Below are 16,508 nucleotides of genomic sequence, written 5' to 3'. Positions count from 1 at the left end.
GATATTCAGAGTTTGTGGCGATTTTTGTAATAAAACGTTATATAAATCGGCGCTCTTGATTAAAGATAACGCAGTGAGCGCGGAAGTTCAATCCCTTACAAAATATGACATTCAGAGTTTGTACAGTCGGCAGTACCGAGTTAGCAACTTACGCAAAAACCGGGTTGCTCGACAAAACTTCTGGATTCAAACCTAGAAGTTTGAGGAAGAAACCCGGTTTCTGGATGTCTTTTGCGTAAGTCGCGACTTTGATGGGGCGATCGACCGATAATTGTTTTGCTGTTGGCTGCTGCTTCCCGGCGAGATCCTCCTAGATCACCAAGATCGGAAACCGGGTTTTTGCACTGGGCCTCCATAGAAACCGCAGGTTTTTCCTCACTGTTACCGGGTTGAGCGGGTTTTAGTGAGAATGGTGCGATCCTCTTCGAGGGCTTCGCTAACGGGCGCGAGTCAACTCAAATTAAAATTGCTAGCGCGGGTAAAGTTTCATCAGTTCCCTCACCTGTTCGGCGTGATAGGAACTGCGAGTTAAGGGAGAAGCGACAACTTGCAAGAATCCTAAAGATTCGCCAAACTTTCTCCAAGCATCAAACTGTTCTGGAGGCACAAAGTTTTCTACGTTCAAGTGCTTTTGAGTCGGTTGTAGGTACTGTCCAACTGTTAAAATATCGCAGCCGACAGCCCGCAAGTCCTGCATCGCCTCCCGAATTTCGGCGTCTGTTTCCCCCAGTCCCACCATGATGCCGGATTTGGTGTAAACCCCAGGTGCGAGGAAGCGGCTTCGCTGCAACAGTTCGAGGGTGCGATCGTACTTTCCTTGCGGCCGCACCTTGCGGTAAAGTCGCTTTACTGTTTCGGTATTGTGGTTGAGTACCTCTGGGCGCGCTGCGAGAATGATTTCTAAAGCTTGCCAGTTGCCGCACAAGTCGGGAATCAAAACTTCTATAGTTGTATCGGGCATCGACGATCGCACCGCTTGAATGCACTCGACAAACTGAGACGCGCCTCCATCCGGCAAATCGTCCCGGTTGACAGAGGTAATCACGACGTGGTTGAGTTTGAGCCGCTGCACCGCTTGCGCCAATCTTTTGGGTTCCGTCGGATCTAAAGGTTGGGGCTTTTTCTCAAAATCGATGTCGCAGTAAGGACAGGCGCGGGTACAAGCCGGGCCCATAATCAAAAATGTCGCAGTACCTGCGTTGAAGCATTCGCCGATGTTCGGACACGACGCCTCCTCGCAAACCGTATTGAGGGCTAAATCCCGCAAAATTTCTTTGACGTTGCCGACGCGCTCCCACTGGGGGGCTTTAACTCGCAACCACTGGGGCTTAACTGTCACGCCTATCTCCGCCTGAGTAGTGTTTTACAAATTATAATATACGAGCTTGCTCAATTTTGATTTGAATGTGATATCCTAAGGAGATATTGACTAAATTCGGGATGTAGCGCAGCTTGGTAGCGCACCTCGTTCGGGACGAGGGGGTCGCAGGTTCAAATCCTGTCATCCCGATTTTCAAATTAAATTGGATATTCTGCAGGAACTGAGTTTGTTTGGGGCGATCTGCTGTGTATATTTGTAGTGCGGCTGACATTTGTCGAGGCCGTCGTCCTGTTAATTCCTCTGTAAATAAAAATAAACTGTAGCTGCTATTTTTGAAACAGCAATTAGAGAATAAAACCTAAAAAATCAACGCAGCAGTAGATAGTATAGAACAAGTCTTTGCCTTCTCCCTCTGTAAGGATTTGGGATGGTATTTAATGACACCTACTTGGTCAATGCGGCTCAATTTTGCCACGTTTGAAACCAGAGGGACGTATAAATACTCCAATAATAATTCTTAAATACAAGTTCCTTAAGATTTACATCTTGAGATATATGTATTAATAGCTGAATGAGCTTATAATACAAAATATTTCCTAGTAGTTCTAAACTTATTAACTCACAAACCGGAGGATATTCAAATGCAAAGAAGTGGCAAAGCCTTCGGCTCCTGCTCTGGCTGCGAAACAGTACCCCAAAAAATAGAGGGCAGAGGAGGTCTATACCTGTGGTTTCCAGTATCGCACACGCTGAACAAGGTTATTTCTGCACTGACGAAGGCTAAACTTGAATTCCGGCTTTTAGAAGAGAGCAAGTGTTTGTACGTTGTCCTTGAGGGAATAGCGAAAGAAAATTTTAGCGCCCTAGCATCATCGGTGCTGACAACTCAAGAGTTGAAAGAGACAAAAGTATTGTGGATGCGCGAAGTTGAACAGCCTAAATTTAGCGATTTTTATCGCAGCACTTCCTTAGACAGTTTTATTAATTTCAGCAAGTCTGATTGGCTGTTAGATTTATTGTACGAAGAACGCATTACTACGCATTTTCAGCCTATTGTTTACACCTCAGATACTTCTAAAATTTTTGCCCACGAAGCGCTGCTCCGAGGAATTGACGAGCAGGGCAACTTAATTTATCCGGGTCGGATTTTTGCCCAAGCAGAATCAGCAGGCATAATTTTTCAACTAGATGCTCTGGCCCGGACTCGGGCTATCCGCGAAGCCCATGTTTACGATATCAAAGAACTACTTTTTATTAACTTTTCTCCTACTTCAGTTTACGATCCCGCTACGTGCCTGCGAATGACGGTGCGGGCGATTGATGAAGCTGGAATTCCCCACAGCAATATTGTTTTTGAGGTAGCCGAATCTCAGCACCCTCCAGATCTCGATCACTTGATTAAGATTCTGAGGTTTTACCGAGAAGCGGGATTTTTAATTGCCCTAGACGATTTTGGCAGCGGTTCTTCTAATTTAAATTTGATGCACCAACTGCGTCCAGATTTTATTAAGTTAGATATGCAATTGATTCGCAATGTCCATCAAGATTATTATAAGGCACTAATTACGGAAAAGATGTTAGAAATTGCCGCTCAATTAGAAATTAAAACTGTTGCTGAAGGTGTGGAAACTTTGGAAGAGTTTGAGTGGGTGCGGGAACGGGGAGCAACTTTTGTTCAAGGTTATTTGATTGCTAAGCCGAATTCTCCGCCGATCGCAGTTACGAGCTATATTGGTGGTGTTGAAGCAGTGCCCATGTCTGCTTAAAATGTTTGCAGTTGCGTTGCGATAAATCGCAACTGCAAACGAGTCTTTTAAACGCTTAAGTTGCGCCGCAAAAAGCTTTCTAAGGATTCCATTCTCATGCCGTAGATTGATTCCAAGTTTTGCACTTCTTCGGGAGTGCAGAAAAACTCGTTACCCAGCAATACCCGCAAAGTTCCCAAGCTTTTTTGAGCTTGAGGATTCAACAAACCCACGGCATTTCGCAAGCCGTCAAACAAAAGCAGTGGCGGGTTAATTACCACAGGTTCGCGATTGAACAAGCGTCCGAAAATGCGGGCTATGTCGTCTCTGGTCAGAACATCGGGGCCGCCGACTGGTAAAATTTGGTTGCGCGCGCCTGCAACAGTTGGCGAGTCTACGGCAATCTTTGCTAAGTCGTCGGTACTGACAACGGAGGTGCGGTTTTTGCCGTCGCCAATTAGCAAGTAAAGTCCGGTTTCTCGAAATCTTTCTGCTAGCGGTAACAAGCTGGAAGCAAAACCGGCAGGCCGCAAGATTGTATAATTCAATCCGCTGTTTTGCAGGTATTTTTCAACTTCTCGCTTGGCTTTGAATACTGCGGAATCTTCGTATCCCCGATCGACTCCGAGTACCGAAACAAAGACAAAGTGCTGCACTCCGGCTTCTTTGGCGCAGTCGATCAATTCTATGTTAGCGCGGTAGTGTACTGCTTGAACGTCGCCGCCGGTGCCGTGGGTGCTGATGATGTATTGCACTCCTTGGCAGGCTTTTTTAATATCTTTGTCTTGTTTTAAGTCGCCGATAAAAATCTCGGCGCCTCGGTTTTCTAGTTCTGAGTAGCGAGATGCGAGGCGAACGAATGCCCGGACAGGCTTCTCTTGCTGTCTGATTTCTCGTACAATTCGGCGGCCTAGTGCGCCTGTTGCTCCGGTTACTAAGAACATGATTTTTAGTTGTTGGTTGTTACTTACATATGGCACCTTTCTCAAGAACAGGCAAGATGCCTGTACCACAAAGAGTGAATTTTATTGTGGGGTGAGCATCCTGCCCGCCAATAAAAGAATTGTTGAGAATGGTGCAAGATATCAATTGTTATTAACCTTATAACTTATAAATCAAATTTCGACAATTACGGGGGCGTGGTCGCTGGGTTTAATTAATTTTCTGGGAGCAATGTCTATTGTACAGTTTTTTGCTTGTTCGTACAGGGGAGGGCTGAGATAATGGTGGTCGATTCTCCAGCCGTTGTTGCGGGGAAATGCGGCGGCGCGGTAGTCCCACCAGCTATAATGGCCGCCTTCTGAGGTGAATTTGCGAAAGGGGTCGTTTAATCCTAATTCTATGATTTCTGTGAGTGCGAGCCGCTCGGCGACAGACAAGCCGACGGAGTTAGCATTGGCTTTGGGATTGTGGATATCTCGATCGTCCGGGACGATGTTAAAGTCGCCGCAAATGCACAAGTTGGGGAATTTATCTAGTGCTATTTTGAGGTATTCTTGCAGCAGTTTGAGCCACTTTAGTTTGTACTCATATTTCTCGCTGCCAACTTCGGAACCGTTGGGAACGTATACGCAAATAATGCAAATATTGTCGCTAATTCCGGCTATGAGGCGTTTTTGTTCGTCAAAAATACCTGTGGTTTCGTCGCCGAGAAGGGGGGCAAATCCGCTGCTGATTTCCGACATGGGCGATCGACTAAAGATGGCAACGCCGTTGTAGGATTTTTGACCGGAAATGTAGCAGTTGTAGCCGAGGTTGGTGAAGGGTTCTAGGGGAAAGTCTTTGTCTGTAACTTTGGTTTCTTGCAGGCAAAGAACGTCTGGGGAGTTTGTTTGCAGCCAGCTAGTAACGTGTTCTAGGCGGGTGCGGATTGAGTTGACGTTCCAGGTGGCGATTTTCATTTTTTGTTGGTTATATACTCTCTGATTACTGGCACGATCGTAAAGTGCGATCGCCCATTTTGTTGTACTGTTTCAACTAATGACCGTCGTCCTAAAGATTGCATGACATTTAATAGTTCTGCCCGTGATAATTGCAGGTTTTCTGGTATTTTTGAGATGTCTGCTGGTTCGGGGGTACTTGCTAGCCAAGAGATAACTTGTTGTTCGGATGCGGTTAGGCGATCGCACTGCTGGTGCAGGAGAGATTCTAAGTCACCTAAGAATAGGGTATCATAGGATAGAAATTCGGAAACGCTACCGCCGAATAAATCTTGAATCAAAGTTGCAATTATATTTAACCACAGGGGATTGCCTCGGTAAAGGTCGATTAGTTCTGACCATTTCTCTGGTTCTGCTAAACCTTTTTCTCTAAATATTTCTTGTGCTTCGGGGCCTAAACCGTTGAGTTGCAGAGATTTGCAGGGGCGGTTTTCCCCTTCTAAAGCGGCGATTTCTCTGGGTTTTTCCCAACTCAGGAGGATTAAGCAACTGTTGTGGGATGATTCTGCTATTTGTTTAAAGAATGTGCCGTAATTTTCATAGCCTGGTTGGTAATTTCCTGCGAGTTGTCCGCTGCTGAAGATGGTTTGGAGATCATCGAGGATGATGAGACAGCGGTGCGATCGTAAATAGTTGATTACCCCCCCCAACCCCCCCTTGCTAAGGGGGGGAGAAAGAGGTTGAATCTCTTCGCCGCGCCTGGGAGAAAGAGGTTGAATCTCTTCGCCCCCCCTTGATAAGGGGGGGTTGGGGGGGTTAGTTTCTTGCTGCTGGGAGAGGAATTTAATTAAGTCGGTTTGGAGTGATGCCAGCGGTGGAGAGTTGCGGAGACTTCGCCAGATGATGTAGTCGAATTCGTGTTGAATTTGTGAGATTAGTTGGAGTGTAAGGGCGGTTTTGCCAATACCGGATAAGCCTAGGATGGTGATGAGGCGGGTGCGGCCCAAAATCCAGTTTTCGAGGGTGGTGAGTTCGGATGTGCGGTTATAGAATAGGTTGGGTTCTGGTGCATCAGCTAAATCTAAATGTACTTTCGGTTCGGAATTGCTTGTTTTTTCGTTAAATTTCTTCTTTTCTTGCGGTTCAGATTGTAATTTTTTTGAGGATTGGGAACTATCCGCAGAGATGTTACCAATATGGATGCAGCCATTGCCAAAAAGAGAGATATTGCCAACTCGTAAATTTTCCAGCTTTGCTCTAAAATTTGCTTTAGATACTTGTTCCTCGCCTAATGCAATTGATAAAAGTTTCCATAATTTAAAGCCAACCTCTTTAACGTATTTCTCTGAACGGTTGTGATGCTGTGCAATTTCTTTATATTTCTGATTGTCCCAAGCGCCACGTAATATAGCTTTTTGCAGACTATCTAAATGTTTTCCCGTAGTAGTCAAAGCTAGATGGTCAACAAATTCTAAGGCTTCTTCAACGTCCATCAGTCAGGCAGATGCAAGGGGTTGACCTGATTGTAACCCAACTAAATATGACTTTATTCAATAGCAACCAACTAAATGTGACTTTTTATGACCTAGTTGGGATGAAAACAACTACTAAATATGACTTTATATGGCTTGACAAGCTTTGGTATTTAGGAAAGAATTTATACTTAAGACAACAAAAGGTTATCCTCAGCGCTAGTTGTATCTACCTGTTATGACACAACCGAATATTTTGGAACTCGCGAAACAGGGAGATGCAAAGGCGATCGCGCTTCTGCTGAACCGCCAGCTACAAGCCAAGGGCATCACCGCCGCAGCTTCCCTTAAGGATGGTTGTTTACAGGTGATGCTGGAATCGGCAGAAGCGCCTAGTCAGCAAGTATTGGCCGCGTGGGTGAGTAAGTCGATCGCTGGCTTGGGGGCTGCATCGATTGAGAAAATCAAGGTTTACGGGCGACAGACGGGCGCGAAGGTGCCGGCGTGGAGTCAAGAGTTTGAAGTGGCGGGATCAAATTTGCCTGTTGCAAATGTTACAGACGGGGGGACAACTTCTAGTGATAATACGGAGTCTAATCAACTTAGCTTGAAGGAACGGGCTAAGCTTGGGGATGTGGAGGCGATCGCATCTTTGTTAAATCTTCCGTTGCAAAATAAGGGAATTACGGCGACTGCGAGTTTGCAAGACGGTTGTTTGCAAGTGATGCTGGAGTCGGATGTGGTTCCTGATGAGGAGGTTTCTATCAGGATTGTCCGCAGGGAGTTGACGAATTTGAAGGCGGGCGCGATCGCTTCTGTGAAGGTTTACGGGCAGCAGGCGGGTGAGGATTTTCCGGCTTGGAATCGAGAGTTTGAGTTGGTGGCACGAGCAAGTCAATCCTCCCATAATCTAGGAGTGAATACTACAAATCCGCTTTCTGCTAATAATTCGTATGCAGAAACAAGCCAGGAGCAATCCTCAATACAAATTCTTAATGAAACCTCAACAGAACTATTATCAGACAATCAATGGAATGTTGCATTTATAATCCTGAGTGTAATAGCATTCTTCATGCTTTTTGTGAATCCCACCTTGGCAGTTATTATAGCTATTGCAGCAAGTATTGCTTATGTAAAATATCAAAATACTCCCAGTGGGAAAGCTGCTGCTGCTAAGCGAGAGCTAGAAGCTTTACAAAGGGCTGAAGAAGCTGAACAGGAAAGGTTAAAGCAGGAAGAACAAAAAAGAATATTGATAGAGGAGGCTGAATCCCAAGCTAAATTATTAACAACTAATCTGGCTCATACAGTCTTAGATGAATTCAGAAAAGTTGATGCTAGAGTAAGCGTAGGTGTCAACTATATGGATTTATCAGGTGTAATAGCTCCCGCTAAATTAGCAACTCAAAAGTTTGAAAAATCTAAGGATTATAATGTTTGCCCATACCTAAGCCAGCTTATAAGTAAAAATATGTTATATTATGAACTATCTCATGAGTGCTTTCAACGGAGAGTAAATCAGAAGGTTTTTAATCAAGACTTAGAGCAAATTATAAAAACTGAATTTACTGAGCTAAAAGGTAGGAGTGTTTATGGAAATTTTGATATAGTGGTCAGTACAATTTGGGCGAAAGCCTCTAGCTATTCTGATCAAATAGAAAATATTTTAATGCCATCAGACATGGAGTGATTAACCATTATGAACTTGGAAAAATTGGAAATTTCACCTTCATCCGAAAAAATAAAAAAATATTGATGTTCAAACCAATTAGAAGGAAGAGTGCCAAATGAACCCGGAAGAAATTGTTATTGAAGTTGCTGGCGAGTGTTTGTTCAATGACTTTACTGGAAAAAATAAAGTTGGAGCTGTTGTAGGAGCAGTTGCAACAGTAGGGTTTGTTGGAGCGACTGGGCCGATAGCAATTCCTCTAGCTTTAGCTGCTGGAGCACTTGCGGGTGCTGGAGGGGAGGCAGCAGTCAAAGGTGCAGCAAAAGGTGCTTTATCTGTAGCTGTAATCGCAGCCACAGGTACGGGTTATATAGTTGGTAATGTAGCCCAAGGAATTACAGGTGGCATTAAAGGAGTTATTAACTTTTTCAAGAATGCGGAAGAAATCTTGAACCAAGGGGTTGAGAAACTACAAAAGGGAGATTATCAGGAAGCTATTGCAGATTTTACAGAAGCCATTGAAATTAATCCTCAATATGCTAATGCCTACTACTTGCGAGCTCTTACCTATGTGGAGACAAGAAACTATCACAGAGCGATCGCAGATTTTACCCAAACTATCCAGCTCGTTCCTGACAATGCAGATATCTACTTTGAGCGGAGTCAAGCTTATATTGAAGTAAAAAACTCTCAGAAAGCTATTACAGATTTGACCCAGGTTATAAAAATTAATCCTCAATATGTCGATGCCTACTTTTTGCGCGGTTGTCTCCACTCAGATACAGACGAGCGTCTACAAGCAATCGCAGACTATACCCAAACCATTCTGCTCGATCCTAACTATATTAATGCTTACCAGAACCGAGGTCATATTTTAGCAGATCAGGGCAATTATGATGGCGCAATTGCAGACTATACTCAAGTCCTCACAAGTGCTCCCAATAATGCAGATATCTATTTGAGGCGAGGCAATGTACACTTTGCACGAGCTAGTTACAATGAAGCAGCAGCAGACTATTCCAAAGTCATAAAAATCGATCCCAATTGTGCTTATGCCTACGTGAGTCGGGGCAATGCCTACAAAAAAAATGGATACAAGCAGGAAGCTATTGCGGATTTTCAAAAATCTATAAGCCTTTTTAGACAGCAATTGCTGCTAGAAGGAGTCCAAGCTCTTGAAAAAGAAATCCGAACCCTTGAAAATGAACTAAAAGAAGAACGTCGTCGCCGAGAGGCAGAAGAGAAACGTCGCCAAAAAGAGGCAGAATATCGGCGCAAACAGGAAAATAAACAAAAAAGAAAGGAGGTAGAGCAAAGGCGTCGGAACCAAACAGAACTAAGTAGACAGAATCAACAAAATTTAAGGCACAATCAACAGGGGCAAAGAACAGAAAGGAATAAAGAGCAAAGCAGCAGCCCTACTAGATGGATACTGATACTATCCACACTGACTCTAGGAGTTCTGGGTTTTGTAGGCTGGAAAACGGACTTTCAAATTTCACAGGTTCAGCAGACAATAGCAAATTCTGGAATTCCTCTAAGTATTGGGGAGCAAAAACCAAATTCTGAAGATTCACCCACCTTAACACCGGCTCCTCAGCCAGACCCAACAGCAACAAATTTAGCAGCAGCTCAAAAACTAGCAATGGAAGCTGCCGTTATGACTCAAAATCCACCTCATCCACTAGAAAATTGGCAGCAAGTACAAGGGAAGTGGCAGGAATCAATCAAATTGTTAGAGGCAATTCCAGACAGTTCGCCTGTTGCAACTCAAGCTCAAGAAAAGCTAACTGTTTATCGAACTAACTATCAGGCGATTACTAATAGAATTGTCACTGAACAGAAAGCAGCTACTAATTTAGAATCCGCGCAAAAACTAGCATGGGAAGCTGCCGTCCTGGTGAATAATCCACCTCATCCTAAAGAAGTCTGGCAGAATGCTCAATCAAAATTGCAGCAGGCGATAAACTTATTAAATGCTATTCCTAAAGGTACATTTGTGGAAGCTCAAGCTAAACAAAAGCTTGCCGATTATCAGAACAACTACACGCTAATAAGCAACAGAATTAAAACTGAATAGCCCTGATTTTATCCATATTACCAATTAAGTTTTAAATCCCCAGAGATTAAGCCCAAAGCCTAGCTGCTGATATCCTAGTTACTACAAAATTGCGATCGCCCTTACATCCCAAATTGTCAAAAAGCGCGATCGCCCTTAAATCCCAACTTGTCCCAAAGCGCGATCGCGCCTCTTCCCCTGTACTTGCAAAAAAATTACATCCAAGATAAACTAGGAAATAGAAACTAAGCAACCTCTGATGCTGAAAGCAAAAATATAATGAAAACTAAAAGCTTCACAGTCATCATTTACAAAGAAGAAGATATGTACATTGCCGAATGTCCAGAAGTCGGCACAATTGACCAAGGCGAAACCATAGAACAAGCGATCGCCAATCTCAAAGAAGCTACAAGGCTCTATCTCGAAGAGTGTCCTTTACCCGACGAAATCACTCCCAGGTTTGTAACTAGCATAGAGGTTAGCTATGCCTAGCTTGCCCAGAATATCAAGCCTAGAAGTAATTCGCGTATTAGAGCGTTTAGACTTTTATCAAGCCAGACAAACGGGTAGCCACGTTGTCCTTAAAAAGCCTCTTCCCGACGGAGAAATTGTTTGCGTTGTGCCACTCCACCGCGAGTTAAAAATTGGTACTCTCAGCGGTGTTCTAAAGCAAGCAAAGGTCACTCCTGATGAGTTTATAGCTAATTTATAAGTGAGAATAACCGGGTTTCGTAGATGAGTTTTTGTAGCTTGTAGGGGTCGATCGCGATCGTAATGAAATAGCGATCGCCCTTACGTCCCCAATTGTCAAAAAGCGCGTGAAGCGCAGCTATCCCGTAGGGAATCGCCCCTACATGAATTATTCAAACTAACTCCGACACTCTCAGCCGCCCTTCTACGGGTTCATACTCATCCTCTAAAAGCCAATACTGCGCCTCATCATAACTCTGACTAGAAAACACAACTTTATAACCCTCAGCCGGAGCGTATATAGCAATCCTAAATTATTTTCAAGATCGCGAGTATGATACAATTATATACAAGAATCGAACGTGACAATAAAAAAATGAATAACTTAGAACGTGAATTCAAAAATTGGTCAAACGAAATAGCTAAATTATAGTCTTTAATTAAGAGCGTTCGAGATGCAATAGAGCTCAAACGATCGATAGCGGTCAGGATGGCACTTGAAGGTAAACCATACCACAAAATTAGCAAAATCTTAGGTGTACTTAATTTTTTGTAGATAAATGAAAAAGTATTTAAAAGCCAAGGAATCTCAGGAATCAAATTGGGTTATCAAGGGTCGCGCGGGTATTTAACAGAGCTACAAAAGGCTGTAATAATCGAGTGGCTCAAGAATCAAAATTCTTGGGATTTAGATGAGTTAGTAGCTTATGTATAGCGAGATTTTGGTGTGGTATATCAATCGAAAGAAAGCTATTATGAACTTTTCAGTAGAGCGAATATCAATCTAAAAATAACTCAAAAAAAACATCCAAAGTTTGATAAATAGATGGTAAAAAAAAGAGATAAAAAATCAAGCATATTTTGTTCAAACACAGGCTTAGTATAGAATTCAGGGAAATAATAGTATTTTTTTTAGATGAATATCATCTGCTTCATGGCGATATAAATGGCTGCGTTTGCGGGAGATCCGATCGAAGGATTGAGGTTCCGATTGCTAATGAAAAAGGGAGACAAACTTATTTAGGGCATTGAATTATCAAAGCCAAGAATTCTACATTCAAAGTTATCCATCTGGCAATGGAGAATCAACAGTAAAATTTATCAAATACTTACAAGATAAATATAAAAATCGGAAAATAATGTTGATTTGGGATGGAGCTAGTTCTCGTAGATTTGGAGCATTTAAAGACTTTTTGTCGGAAGCAAATCGCGATCGACAACCAGATGATTGGTCAATTACTTGTGTATTATTTGCTCCCAATGCTCCCCAACAGAATCCCGTTGAATATATTTGGGTGCCCGCTAAAAACTTTTTGATAAAATACTGGTATTTATGTAATCCTTTTAAGATTTCCAATTTTTATTGATTGTTTTACTAACAATTTTACTAACAAACACAAATTTAATTTTTCCAAAAATTATCAGTACACTTATACATATAAACTTATTTAAAATTGCTATATTTGAGGGAATTAATAACAAATTAAAACTTTTAAGATGTAGTGGACTTGGTTTTAGGAATTTTAACAATTTTGAACGCGAGCTTTACTTTTTTGACATTTTCCTATAAATTTAGCTTACTAAGTAAGGAAGAGCCAGAACACGCAATACTTTGGCTTTGACTAGCTATCTGCTAATTTCACTGCTGTGCTTGTCAAAAACTTAATGCTATTTATTCTCAAGAGCTGAAAATAAAACCAATGATGGATTTTCAGATTATTCTTTATATTGTTTTAATATTCTTGTTTTAGCTTGACGGTGAATACAATTTTGCAGTTGAATCTGTAAAGAAATATTGATAATTTTTATCAAAAAGCTTCTATGTGGAGGTGGTCGGTAAAATATCAAAATAATTCTTCAGGATTATTTAATGTAAAATTTCTCCTCCCCAAAATTCTCCCCCTGAGGCGCTAATCTATATCGAATAAGCGATCGCCCGCCGCCAATCCCCCGATCGCTAGCCGACACCAATACCCCCAGAGGGGATGGTAAATTTTTGTAAAAAATAGTTGACTAAAAGGTTGGAAGTTTTCTCGTTTGGGATAGATCGATGCACATACCTGATGGTTTTCTTTCACCGCCAGTAGCAGTTGCCACCGGCATAGCAAGTGCAGCAGCAATCGCAGTTGCCCTAAATCGAACCCGCGCCAGTCTTGGACTGCGGCAAGCCCCAATCATGGGTTTAACCACAGCTTTCGTGTTTGCTGCCCAGATGATCAACTTTCCCGTAGCCGGCGGCACCAGCGGACACTTGTTGGGAGGGGCGCTGGCATCTGTAGTTTTGGGGAGTCCTTGGGCAGCCACTTTGGCAATGAGCACCGTTTTTATAATTCAGAGCGTCTTGTTTGCCGACGGAGGCATCACCGCCCTGGGAGCCAATATTTTTAACATGGGGCTAGTTGGCATTTGGGTGGGCTGGTGGCTGTTGCAGCCGTTGCAGCAACTCTTGGGAGGTTCCAGAAATCGTTTGCCCCTAGCCGCGGGTATCGCCGCCGGTCTGAGCGTCGTGGCTGCTTCGATTTGTGTGGCGATCCAATTGGCAATTTCTGGAACAGTAGGGCTCAATATCGCATTGCCAGCAATGGTAGGCGTACATATTTTAATTGGGATTGGCGAAGGGGTAATTACAGGTGGTGTTTTAACTTATCTCGTCAAAGTGCGGCCGGATTTACTGCCGGGACAACAGCCACAATTGCAGAAATGGGTAGTGCCAGTAATCGGAGTTTTATTAATTTCCGGGGTGCTTTCACTGTTTGCTTCAAGTTGGCCTGACGGGTTAGAAGCGGTAGCCGAAAAATACGGCTTTAAAGATAAAGAAGCTGTGGCGATCGAAAATCCCACTCCTTTAGCAGATTACACAGTTAAAGGATTAGAAGAACAGCCTATTGGTACTAGCATTGCTGGACTTTTAGGGTCTGCCTTCAGCTTCGGCGCGGCTTTTGGGATTGCTCAGTTGGTGGTAAAACCTAAAGATGTCTAAACTCTCCATACCTTTTCGATTGCGAGTGTCTCTCACAATTGTGATTGGCATGGGTTTTCTGAAGACAGGCGCTTGGCTGTGGCTGGGAGTTTATGGGGCGATCGCACTTTTTTGGTCGTTTTGGCTCAGGGCTCCGGTGCGAACCCTAGCGCAACTGTTGGGAGCAGAATTGCTTTTTCTCTCCTTATTAGTGCTGCCCCAAGGTTGGGAACGCGCCAGTTTTCTGTTGTTACGTTCCCTAATTTGCCTGCTGATCATGAACAGTTTTCTGCTAACTTTGCCGCCCCACAGTTTCGGAATCGCCCTCAAAGGATTGCCCCTACCAGCAGGTTTGCAAGAGATTGTACTTTTAACAGGACAATACTTAGAAATCCTGCTGGCCGAAGTCAACCGCATGAAAATATCTGCCCAACTGCGGGGCTTGTCCGGTACGGGAGGATGGCTGCGTTACGCCAGTGCTTCCATGATCGGAGCGCTTTATTTGCGAAGTCTCGATCGGGCAGAAAGAGTACACGCAGCCATGCTAATTCGCGGCTATCAAGGAAGTTTGCCCGCCGACTCAAAATCCACACCAAAAGAGCGACTCTGGCTGACAATAACAATTTTAATAGTAGTCGGATTAACAACAGCTTCTTACGGTAATTGGGAATGGGTAATGGGGAATGGGTAATTAACTGGTTCCCATGAACAGCCTGGGAACCGATGTCCAGAGGCTCTGCCTCGCTGCTTGCGGAGGAAAATTGGAGGCAGAGCCTCCCAATCTGCGTTACCAGGGTCTGCCTGGGAACGAGTAGAAATTATTCAATCTAAAATCTAAAATCTAAAATCTAAAATCGGATGACTAATCTCAAATCCGCGCCAACAATTGAAGTGCAAGACTTAGTATTTGGCTATCCCGAGCAAAAGCCAGTATTGCGGGGAATTTCTTTTTCTTTGCACCCGGGAGAAAGAGTTGCTCTACTCGGTCTGACAGGTGCTGGTAAAAGCACTTTGCTAGAAAACTTGATCGGATTAAAAATGCCTCTATCAGGCGAGATTAGAGTGCAGGGAAAAAAGTTGGAAGAGGCGACTTTATCGCAGGCGCGCAAGCAGATTGGATTTTGCTTTCAAGACGCTAACGACCAGCTATTTATGCCGACTATTTTAGAGGATGTAATGTTCGGGCCTCGGAATTACGGAGTGCCGCCGGGAGTTGCGCGCGATCGAGCTTTAGCCCTATTAGACGAATTCGGTTTAGTAGAATTTGCCAACCGTTCGGCCCACGAACTTTCGGGAGGTCAAAGAAGGTTAGCAGCCTTGGCCGCAATTTTAGCATTACAGCCGGCAATTTTAATTTTAGATGAGCCGACTAACGGACTCGATCCGTCGTGGCGGCGTCACTTGGCTAAGGTTTTGTCCCAATTGCCGATCGAGGTAATTTTGATCGCGTCCCACAATTTGAATTGGATCGGGAAAACAACTCAAAGGGCTTTAGTTTTGGCGGATGGTGAGATTAAAATTGACAGAAAAACCAAAGATTTGCTGGCAGATAAATCAACTCTCGAATATTACAATTTGCCACCAGATTGGTAATTAACTATTGACCCTTACTCATTACATAAAGCAATCATTACTAATTACAAGCGATGGTAACGATGGGGTGGCAACCACAGGCAAGGTATATCTGTAATTAAAGCTCGAATTTACGGACTGCTTCATTGTACAAATGAATAGCTAAATCGCGCAAAATTTGCTCATTTTGGAAATCACTTCCTAACTTCTGTTTTGCCATTTGAACACACATTTTCATCAATTCTGACGAACTTTCGATGTGAAGCGCGATCGCACTTTGGTTTTGTTGAAACCCGACCTCGATTTCCGCCAGCATTTTGACCGATTGATAATTAGCAGATTGCTGTAAATTTGCCGCCATTTTTTCCTGCTTTTTCCTTTGGACTTCCTCGGAAAAACCCGCAGCAATGAGCCCCGCAGGTAACGCAAAAATTCCGATTCCCAAAAATGCTAATATTGCGCCTAAAAATTTCCCTAAAGGAGTGATTGGATAAATATCACCGTAACCGACAGTAGTTAATGTCACCACTCCCCACCACATTGCATCGAGGATGCTCGCAAAAGTTTCTGGATGCGCCTCGTTTTCAACAAAATACATGACGCTAGAGGCAAATATTAACAGAATAAAAACTGCAAAAGCAGTGGCAATTAACTCCTCTTTTTTAGCGTACAATACTGCTCCCAGAGTTCTGAGCGATTCTGAATAACGGCTCATTTTTAGCAACCGCAATAAGCGCAGTAGGCGAATCAAATTAACGAAGCTTAAATTAGGAAATAACAGCAATGAGTAAAAGGGTAGGATTGAAATTAAATCGATCAGACTTAGCGGTGTAAGACCGTATCTCAATCTTCCCCAAAGCGCGTGGCTGTATCTGCTATCGACTGTACAAACCCACAGCCTCAAAAGATATTCTATTGTAAATACTAAGGATGAAACAATTTCGATATTTTCCAAAATTAACTTTTGTTCTTGCGACAAGGTGGGCGAAGTAGAAGCAATAAAAGCTGCGACGTTGATCACAATTAAACAAGTTATAAAAATATCGTCTGCTAAACTGTATAAATTGCCTATTTCGGATTTTTCTAAAATTTCATAGATTTGAGTTTTGATTTGTTTGCGCATCTAGTTTTTCCTAAAAAT

At 43.2% G+C, this 16,508-nt stretch carries 14 protein-coding genes, 1 tRNA gene and 1 pseudogene; 11 read left to right on the top strand and 5 right to left on the bottom strand.

Annotated features, from left to right (window positions below; genetic code table 11):
* Nucleotides 1-469 precede the first annotated feature (469 nt).
* Nucleotides 470-1,345, bottom strand: a complete 876-nt coding sequence (lipA, locus tag QUB30_RS07200) for a lipoyl synthase (RefSeq protein WP_333331399.1) — start codon at nucleotides 1,343-1,345, stop codon at nucleotides 470-472.
* A 91-nt stretch (nucleotides 1,346-1,436) separates the two neighbouring features.
* Here lipA and QUB30_RS07195 point away from each other — a divergent pair.
* Both QUB30_RS07195 and QUB30_RS07190 read left to right on the top strand, forming a co-directional pair.
* Nucleotides 1,437-1,510 (top strand) — tRNA-Pro (locus tag QUB30_RS07195).
* Nucleotides 1,511-1,962: 452 nt separating this feature from the next.
* Entirely contained in the window at nucleotides 1,963-3,087 is a 1,125-nt protein-coding gene (locus QUB30_RS07190; RefSeq protein ID WP_333331156.1) for an EAL domain-containing protein, read from the top strand.
* A gap of 47 nt (nucleotides 3,088-3,134) precedes the next feature.
* Here the strand turns inward: QUB30_RS07190 and QUB30_RS07185 are convergent, their stop codons facing one another.
* From QUB30_RS07185 to QUB30_RS07175, 3 genes are all read right to left on the bottom strand, one after another.
* The gene (locus QUB30_RS07185; RefSeq protein WP_333331153.1) at nucleotides 3,135-4,010 is read right to left on the bottom strand and encodes an SDR family oxidoreductase; all 876 of its coding nucleotides are present in this window, start codon (nucleotides 4,008-4,010) and stop codon (nucleotides 3,135-3,137) included.
* A gap of 171 nt (nucleotides 4,011-4,181) precedes the next feature.
* Nucleotides 4,182-4,967 (bottom strand): exodeoxyribonuclease III, encoded by a 786-nt coding sequence (xth, locus tag QUB30_RS07180; RefSeq protein ID WP_333331150.1) that lies wholly within the window; start codon nucleotides 4,965-4,967, stop codon nucleotides 4,182-4,184.
* Nucleotides 4,964-6,439, bottom strand: a complete 1,476-nt coding sequence (locus QUB30_RS07175; RefSeq protein WP_333331147.1) for an ATP-binding protein — start codon at nucleotides 6,437-6,439, stop codon at nucleotides 4,964-4,966. The genes xth and QUB30_RS07175 overlap by 4 nt, the downstream gene beginning before the upstream one ends.
* Nucleotides 6,440-6,656: 217 nt before the next feature.
* Between QUB30_RS07175 and QUB30_RS07170 the strand changes: the two genes are divergently transcribed.
* The 9 genes and pseudogenes from QUB30_RS07170 to QUB30_RS07135 all read left to right on the top strand — a co-directional run bounded on the left by QUB30_RS07170 (nucleotide 6,657) and on the right by QUB30_RS07135 (nucleotide 15,388).
* Entirely contained in the window at nucleotides 6,657-8,108 is a 1,452-nt protein-coding gene (locus QUB30_RS07170) for a hypothetical protein (protein ID WP_333331144.1), read from the top strand.
* A 97-nt stretch (nucleotides 8,109-8,205) separates the two neighbouring features.
* Nucleotides 8,206-10,167 carry a tetratricopeptide repeat protein gene (locus QUB30_RS07165; RefSeq protein WP_333331141.1) on the top strand — a complete coding sequence of 654 codons (1,962 nt, stop codon included), beginning with the start codon at nucleotides 8,206-8,208 and terminating at the stop codon, nucleotides 10,165-10,167.
* Nucleotides 10,168-10,425: 258 nt separating this feature from the next.
* A complete protein-coding gene (locus QUB30_RS07160; RefSeq protein WP_333148509.1) occupies nucleotides 10,426-10,638 on the top strand; it encodes a type II toxin-antitoxin system HicB family antitoxin in 213 nt (70 codons plus the stop codon).
* Nucleotides 10,631-10,858 (top strand): type II toxin-antitoxin system HicA family toxin, encoded by a 228-nt coding sequence (locus tag QUB30_RS07155; protein WP_333331138.1) that lies wholly within the window; start codon nucleotides 10,631-10,633, stop codon nucleotides 10,856-10,858. Before QUB30_RS07160 ends, QUB30_RS07155 begins: the two co-directional genes overlap by 8 nt.
* 997 nt (nucleotides 10,859-11,855) lie before the next feature.
* Nucleotides 11,856-12,203: pseudogene (locus QUB30_RS33780) on the top strand (transposase); the annotation flags it as partial.
* Nucleotides 12,200-12,406, top strand: a complete 207-nt coding sequence (locus tag QUB30_RS07150) for a transposase (protein WP_333331135.1) — start codon at nucleotides 12,200-12,202, stop codon at nucleotides 12,404-12,406. The pseudogene QUB30_RS33780 and the gene QUB30_RS07150, both read left to right, overlap by 4 nt.
* 480 nt (nucleotides 12,407-12,886) lie before the next feature.
* Nucleotides 12,887-13,816: an energy-coupling factor ABC transporter permease gene (locus tag QUB30_RS07145; RefSeq protein ID WP_333236281.1), complete on the top strand. Its 930-nt coding sequence runs from the start codon at nucleotides 12,887-12,889 to the stop codon at nucleotides 13,814-13,816.
* Entirely contained in the window at nucleotides 13,809-14,486 is a 678-nt protein-coding gene (locus tag QUB30_RS07140) for an energy-coupling factor transporter transmembrane protein EcfT (protein ID WP_333331130.1), read from the top strand. Before QUB30_RS07145 ends, QUB30_RS07140 begins: the two co-directional genes overlap by 8 nt.
* Before the next feature lie 167 nt (nucleotides 14,487-14,653).
* Nucleotides 14,654-15,388: an ABC transporter ATP-binding protein gene (locus QUB30_RS07135; protein WP_333331127.1), complete on the top strand. Its 735-nt coding sequence runs from the start codon at nucleotides 14,654-14,656 to the stop codon at nucleotides 15,386-15,388.
* A 97-nt stretch (nucleotides 15,389-15,485) separates the two neighbouring features.
* On the opposite strand, the gene QUB30_RS07130 is transcribed toward QUB30_RS07135, so the two are convergent.
* The gene (locus QUB30_RS07130; RefSeq protein ID WP_333331123.1) at nucleotides 15,486-16,490 is read right to left on the bottom strand and encodes an ion transporter; all 1,005 of its coding nucleotides are present in this window, start codon (nucleotides 16,488-16,490) and stop codon (nucleotides 15,486-15,488) included.
* Nucleotides 16,491-16,508 lie beyond the last annotated feature (18 nt).

This window comes from Microcoleus sp. BROC3 (genome assembly GCF_036702515.1).
Classification (GTDB): Bacteria; Cyanobacteriota; Cyanobacteriia; order Cyanobacteriales; family Microcoleaceae; genus Microcoleus.
Note: the sequence above shows the minus strand (reverse complement) of the source record. Positions and strands in the feature narration are given on the sequence as shown.